The organism is bacterium endosymbiont of Bathymodiolus sp. 5 South (assembly GCF_900128535.1).
Taxonomy (GTDB): Bacteria; Pseudomonadota; Gammaproteobacteria; order PS1; family Pseudothioglobaceae; genus Thiodubiliella.
In genome coordinates this window covers 1-6,829 of record NZ_FQTR01000100.1, presented here as the reverse complement: position 1 = coordinate 6,829, position 6,829 = coordinate 1, and the positions used below count along the sequence as shown (strand labels likewise).

Genomic DNA, 6,829 nt, shown 5'->3' with positions numbered 1-6,829 from the left:
TATGCAAAGGTTTCATAGAATTTCTTGTTCCTGAAGTCTATTTTTTATATTGAGCCAATAGTTTATTAATAACGGGTGTCATTTTCTTTTTAACACTTGCCCATTTTTTTAATGAGAAGGAAGCAACTGCTCCTATATGATACTCAGCATAACCAATTCTTTTGTTCTTTTTAAATAAACGAAGTTCTGCATGTGATAAGTAAGGCGTAAAGTCCCATGATCTTAATGCAGTATAAGTTAGTTTATACTCGCATTTATTAGGCACAGGGGCGTTATACATTTTAGTTGTAATGCCATGGTCTTGAAAAACATCTGCTACTATGGTTGTAAAATTAGCAACAATTACTTTAGGGTTATTTTCAATACATACATGGGATATATTATGTATTTTACTTACTGGGCGAACATCAACAGATGCACACCCTGCTAATATAGTTAGGGGTAAAAGAGCAATGGTATATATTGTTATTTTTTTCATAAAGTTAAATTCTAATCAGGCTAAGATATTAAAGTATACACATTTGTATTGTTAGTTATCGCATAAAGCGTAAAATTTAACCCATCATTTTTATTTTAGGATTCATCGTGAGTTCAACTGATTTTTCTTCATTAAGTTTAAAACCTGATTTATTAAAAAACCTTAGTAGTTTAGGTTATGAATCAATGACCCCTATTCAAGCACTTAGTTTGCCCGCTATTTTGTCGGGTGAAGATGTTATTGGGCAGGGTAAGACTGGCTCAGGGAAGACAGCGGCTTTTGGTTTGGGTCTGTTACAAAAATTGGATGTTAAGGCTTTTAGAGTGCAATCGATAGTCTTGTGCCCAACGCGTGAGTTGGCAGATCAAGTGGCAAGTGAGCTTCGCAGACTTGCAAGAAGTATTCATAATATCAAAGTGCTGACGCTTTGTGGTGGCGCACCTTTTGGTCCGCAAATTGGTTCATTAGAGCACGGTGCGCATATTATTGTTGGCACACCAGGGCGCATTGAAGAGCATTTGCGTAAAGCCACATTAAAACTTGAATTTGTCACTATGCTGGTATTGGACGAAGCAGACCGTATGTTAGATATGGGTTTTCAAGATACGATAGATAGAATTATTGAAAAAATCCCCAGTCGTCGCCAAACCTTATTATTTAGTGCGACTTATCCTGATGAGATTGCCGATATCGCCTGCCGTGCACTCAAAAATCCTACGATACTTGAGGCACCTGCTGTGCATGAAAAAGATACGATTAAGCAATATTTTCATCTAACCAATACAGACGATGAGCGTATGAATGCACTCAGATTATTACTTGCTAAGCATAAGCCCGAGTCTGCATTGGTATTTTGTAACACCAAAAGTGATACGCAAGATGTGGCAGATGAGTTAGCTCATTATGGATTTTATGCACTTGCTATTCATGGCGATTTGGATCAAAGAGAGCGTGACCAAGCACTTATTCGCTTTTCAAATGGCAGTGTTTCTGTGCTGGTAGCCACTGATGTGGCAGCGCGAGGTTTAGATATCAAAGATTTAGATATGGTGATTAATTTTAATATTGCGCATGATGCAGAAGTACATATACATCGTATCGGTCGTACTGGTAGAGCAGGGCAGTATGGTGTTGCTTGTACGCTTTTTAGTGATAGAGAAACGCGCAAACTAGAAGCATTAGATATTGATTTATCTCATATTAATGACCCACTACCCGGCGCTACTTATTTAGATAAGCCGATTAAAAAACCGGTGATGACCACGCTAAAAATCGATGGCGGAAAAAAACAAAAACTTCGCCCAGGTGATATCGTTGGTGGGTTGACAGGCAAGGGTGGACTTTCAGGGGATAAGATTGGTAAGATTAATGTCGCTAGTAATTGGTCTTATGTGGCAGTGAGTTCAGAGTTGGTTAAGACAGCGCTTAAAAAAATTCGAAATGATAAACTTAAGGGTAAGACTTTTAGAGTTAGGATTCTTCAATAATTCTAACGCTAAAATCTTCCCAGTTTACAGTATCGAAAGTGATATAAAAACCGTGCAACCTCCCAGAGGCTTGTACTTTTAGTTCATCAGGCAGTTGCCAAACACGATTGCATTCTTGAAAGCCTGTAATATTCATAAAGTTATTGGCACGAATAACATCTTTTTTACTGAGTTCTAAATTGGTGAAAGTGGTAATCACTTCGCTGATAAATTCAGGCTTAGCTAAGTTGTAATACCCCATTTTTTCATACTTCCTAACCATCTCAATACATTCTTGTATGTGTACGGTGACCTTGTCAATATCGTAATATCCTTGAGTCAGAGAGACGATATTGTCGTTTTCAATAACAACATCAGTAATCTCTGGAAAGGCGGTGATTTTTTCGATGCTCATATTTTTATTTTAATGGGTTTATAGGATAGGCGTAAGAGCAACCACCACAAACTAGTGTTTAAAATGACGCATACCCGTAAATACCATAGCAATACCATACTCGTTTGCCGCCTCAATCACTTCTGCATCACGCATTGATCCACCTGGTTGAATAATGGCTTTGATACCAGCTTGTGCTGCAGCATCAATACCGTCTCTGAATGGGAAGAAAGCATCGGATGCCATTACCGCGCCTTCAACTGTTAGCCCTTCATCGGTGGCTTTAATATCAGCGATTTTTGCTGAATAAACGCGTGACATTTGCCCTGCACCTACACCGATTGTCATCTGATTTTTAACATAAACAATGGCGTTTGATTTAACCGCTTTGGCCACTTTCCAAGCAAATAGTAGGTCTTTGATTTGTTCGTTTGTTGGTTGCGTGTCGCTAACGCATTTAATATCGTTTTCATTGATAACACCTAAGTCTTTGTCTTGCACCAATAAGCCACCAGTAACACGCTTATAGTCCAGTGATGGTTGTGCTGCGTTCAAGTCTCCACATTCTAAAACACGAACATTTTGTTTACTTGATAGGACTTTTTTAGCCTCGTTGTCAACATTTGGTGCAATGATAACTTCAACAAATTGGCGTTCAATAATGGCGTGTGCTGTTTTTTCATTTAAGTTGCGATTAAAGGCAATAATGCCACCAAATGCTGAAGTTGGGTCGGTTTTAAAGGCATCATTATAAGCATCAAAAATGTTAGAGCACACAGCAACACCGCATGGGTTGGCGTGTTTGACAATCACACAAGCAGGCTCGTTAAAACTGCGTACACACTCAAGTGCGGCGTCAGCATCTGCCATATTGTTATACGACATTTCTTTGCCTTGACACTGCCTTGATGACGCTACGCAAGCCTCAGTAATGTTTTTTTCAATATAGAAAGCAGCTGATTGATGTGGGTTTTCCCCATAGCGCATTGACTGAGTTTTGTTAAATTGTAAGTTGATGGTATGAGAAAAACCATCCTCTTCTTGACCTAAATAATTGGCAATTGCACCATCATATTGCGCCGTGTGTTCAAAAGTTTTAAGGGCCAATCTAGTGCGAGTTTCTAGTGTTGTGTTTCCTTGTAAGGTATTGATTTCATCTATTACAGTTTGATAATCTGTGTTATCTACAATTACAGTAACATCTTGATGGTTTTTTGCTGCCGCTCTTAACATTGCTGGACCCCCAATATCTATATTTTCAATAGCTTGCTCTGGTGTGCAATCTGCTTGTGCAATAGTCGCCTGAAAAGGATATAAATTTACAACTACTAAATCGATAGGCGGAATATTGTACTTCTGCATTACTTCAAAATCTTGTTCCCTTCTAGCTAGAATACCTCCATGTACTTTTGGGTTAATAGTTTTAATTCTACCGTTCATCATTTCAGGGAAGTTGGTATATTGCTCAATATCAACTACTTCTACTCCATGTTCGTTTAAATGCTTTGCTGTGCCTCCTGTTGAAAGAACTTTTATATTCTTTTCTTGCAACTTTTTAGCAAAGTCTACAATCCCTGTTTTGTCTGAAACACTGATTAGAGCGTGTGTTATTTTTTCTAAATTTTTCTTTTCATGCCAGTATAGGAAAGGCTTGTCTGATACGACGCTCTCCATACTTTCTTGAAACCCTTTAATGTAGGTATAGACAGAAACTATTTGATCGTCTTCAATTAAGTTACAGCAAATATCAATAGAACTACTTAATTTTGTAATTTCAAATTTTTTATTATAAATATGCGATTCATTAAGTAAAGAAAATATACTGTTAAGGTAATTTTTTACTTGGAAGTTAGGAATATTTGTAATTAAATGAGGGATGGAAAATATTAGAACCTTGATTTGATCAAGATCAGTGATATGAATTTTGTATTTAAGACAATAGGCGTTAATATTGTCTAGTGAACAACCAAGAGAGTTTTTATATTCTTCGTAATATTTATCTTCAATACAACTACACTGCACCAAAAACTCAAAAGAGTCAGCACAAATAGATTGAAAATTTTCGCTTGTTAAAGAAAAACTCAAAACAACTAAACTAACTAATTTTTTTTACGAAAATTTTGAAAATAAAAGTCTATAAATGGTGAGCGATGGTTATCCTTTAAGGTTTGGCTTTTATTTGTCTTTTGATTTTTATTAAAACGACTAATCATTACATCAATCGTTTCCTTCTTGTTTGATACCATATTTTTTTACTTTAGTTAAAAAAGTGTATTTGAAATAAAATAATTATACCTATAAGTATATTTGTGAAAGTTTTTTTTATTTAAGTTTGTAAAGTTCAATTTTTTTCTTTAAGGTGCCACGATTCATACCTAGGATTTTGGCTGCCTCGCTTTGATTTTGCTTAACTTTGTCTAAGATGAATTTAATCGTAATGGCTTCACTTTCTTGTACGACCATTTTAAGTACGCCAGAGGCTTTTTCACCATCTAATTGCTTAAAATAGCGATTTAGTTTTGCGTTAATACAGTTTGGTAGATCAGTTGAGCTCATTGATGCAATTTTTGAAGTGTTGATATTGTTTGTTAGAGTCGTCAATTTTACTAATTTTTGCCCAGCAGGTTTGAGGTTTATTTGTAAAATGTTGTAAATACCAAAGAATATGCTTTCTGGCAATACGCACACCAAGCCCTTCGCCATAAAATTTGTGAATTTGCTGAATGTGCTCAAGTGCGGTTCGTTTTTTTGATTCAGCTGAGTGTGTTTTGGCGTGTATACCAGTTTTTAGATAATGATTAATCTCGCCAATAATCCAAGGATTGCCCTGAGCGGCTCTACCAACCATCACGCCGCTTGCACCTGTATCATCCAATATCTGTTTGGCTTTTTTTGCAGAAGTGATGTCACCATTAGCGATCACCGGTATTTCAACTTGTGACACCACACTGGCAATGGTGTCATATTCTGCCTCACCCTTGTATTTGTCTTCTTTAGTTCTGCCGTGTATGCTTAGCATTTGAATGCCAGCATCTTGAGCGATTTTTGCAATAGTGAGTGCATTTTTGTTATTGCGACTCCAACCTGTACGCATTTTTAAAGTAACAGGCACATCAACACTACTGGTTACAGCAGTAAGAATATCCTTAACTAAAATCTCGTCTTGCATGAGTGCTGAACCTGCAGCTTTATTGCAAACCTTTTTGGCAGGGCAGCCCATATTAATATCAATAATATTAGCCCCAAATTCCACCGCTTTTTGTGCAGAAAGCGCCAATTCATCTACTTCTGAGCCAGCAATTTGAATACTAATCGGCGCTGATTCTCCTTTAAAGTCTAGGCGATATTTAGATTTATTGGTATTCAATAAATGTTGTTGTATGACCACCATTTCAGAAGTAGTGAGCGCTGCACCTTGTGCTTTGCATAGCATTCTAAAGGGCTTATCGCTAGTGCCTGCCATCGGCGCTAACAACACTTGAGATTTTAATTGATATTGACCAATTTTGATGAACACTAAATTCTTAGTAAATTTAACCTATATGAGACCTTTGCATAAGTAGGAATAATCATCAAAACGCCATTTTTCACCAACTTGACAATTTTATAAAACACAGTCATAGCCTTTGCTATGACTATATTTCATAAAATCACCAATTCGGCAAAACTTGTCATTTTGCTAATCATTCCTACTTATGCAAAAGCCTCTATATAAGAGATTTCTGGTAATATAGATTTTATTTTAAAGTTTTGCTTAAACTAAATGCACCGCGAACTTGCCCCAAACTATAGCCAGTTGCTTTGTCATGTGGATAATGCATTTGTATTTTTTTCTTAACTTCAGCACTGATGTTTTTACCGTGACATGCCAGGCAAACTTTAGCGGTACCTTGCGCCTTTAAAAATCTAAACTTTCCATCAATTACCTCGGCAGCAAATAGCTTATTTGCTTTTTCACCATTGGCAACACGCTGGTCAAACTCTTTTAATTTTGCGCTCTCCCAAGCGTCTAAAACCATATTGGGATTACGATTTTTCAAACTAATGCGTTTTACATTCCAATCTTTATTTTCATTGTTAATTTGCTTGGCTACTTGGGGTGCTACGACAGCGCAAACACTAACAGCGTTAACAGCACCACCTGATTTTAAAGCGCTTTTTAACTGTGGTTTCAATGTAGCACCAAACTTCTTAACAATACTCATTGCTTCACTTTTTAATAAGGAGATATCCACTGTTGCTTGAGGAGTGGCGTAAGAAGCTGCACTTAATAAAGTCGCTCCAATGAATGTGATTGTAATTTTTTTCATGTTAAATGTCCTTTTTTGTTGAAGTTAGTGATAAGTAAAAATAGCGTCTCATTATACTGAGACCTTTGCATAAATAGGGATGATTAGCAAAATCCAATTTTTGCCCAATTGGTGATTTCTTTAAACCTTGTCCTAGCAGGGCTAAGGCTGGGTTTAAAAAATCGCCAAGTGGGTGAAAAGT

8 protein-coding genes are annotated in these 6,829 nt (G+C 36.8%); 1 reads left to right on the top strand and 7 read right to left on the bottom strand.

Translation table 11 applies throughout. From position 1 onward, the window contains the following. Window positions 1–37: 37 nt before the first annotated feature. Window positions 38–478, bottom strand: a complete 441-nt coding sequence (locus BBROOKSOX_RS08255; protein ID WP_139660883.1) for an Sbal_3080 family lipoprotein — start codon at window positions 476–478, stop codon at window positions 38–40. Between the two features lie 107 nt (window positions 479–585). Between BBROOKSOX_RS08255 and dbpA the strand changes: the two genes are divergently transcribed. After that, window positions 586–1,965 (top strand): ATP-dependent RNA helicase DbpA, encoded by a 1,380-nt coding sequence (gene dbpA / locus BBROOKSOX_RS08250; RefSeq protein ID WP_139660879.1) that lies wholly within the window; start codon window positions 586–588, stop codon window positions 1,963–1,965. On the opposite strand, the gene BBROOKSOX_RS08245 is transcribed toward dbpA, so the two are convergent. The 6 genes from BBROOKSOX_RS08245 to BBROOKSOX_RS08220 all read right to left on the bottom strand — a co-directional run. Beyond that, window positions 1,949–2,359: a hypothetical protein gene (locus BBROOKSOX_RS08245; protein WP_139660877.1), complete on the bottom strand. Its 411-nt coding sequence runs from the start codon at window positions 2,357–2,359 to the stop codon at window positions 1,949–1,951. The two genes, dbpA and BBROOKSOX_RS08245, sit on opposite strands and share 17 nt — an antisense overlap. A gap of 51 nt (window positions 2,360–2,410) precedes the next feature. Continuing rightward, the gene (gene purH / locus BBROOKSOX_RS08240; RefSeq protein WP_139660888.1) at window positions 2,411–4,012 is read right to left on the bottom strand and encodes a bifunctional phosphoribosylaminoimidazolecarboxamide formyltransferase/IMP cyclohydrolase; all 1,602 of its coding nucleotides are present in this window, start codon (window positions 4,010–4,012) and stop codon (window positions 2,411–2,413) included. 648 nt (window positions 4,013–4,660) lie between these two features. After that, on the bottom strand, window positions 4,661–4,894 hold the full coding sequence (locus BBROOKSOX_RS08235; RefSeq protein WP_139660874.1) for a helix-turn-helix domain-containing protein: 234 nt from the start codon (window positions 4,892–4,894) through the stop codon (window positions 4,661–4,663). Next, the gene (gene dusB, locus BBROOKSOX_RS08230) at window positions 4,881–5,801 is read right to left on the bottom strand and encodes a tRNA dihydrouridine synthase DusB (protein ID WP_373896620.1); all 921 of its coding nucleotides are present in this window, start codon (window positions 5,799–5,801) and stop codon (window positions 4,881–4,883) included. The genes BBROOKSOX_RS08235 and dusB overlap by 14 nt, the downstream gene beginning before the upstream one ends. A 274-nt stretch (window positions 5,802–6,075) precedes the next feature. After that, on the bottom strand, window positions 6,076–6,648 hold the full coding sequence (locus BBROOKSOX_RS08225; RefSeq protein WP_139660872.1) for a Tll0287-like domain-containing protein: 573 nt from the start codon (window positions 6,646–6,648) through the stop codon (window positions 6,076–6,078). A 1-nt stretch (window position 6,649) separates the two neighbouring features. Continuing rightward, a partial coding sequence (locus BBROOKSOX_RS08220; protein WP_218973715.1) for a hypothetical protein occupies window positions 6,650–6,829 on the bottom strand: 180 nt, incomplete at its 5' end.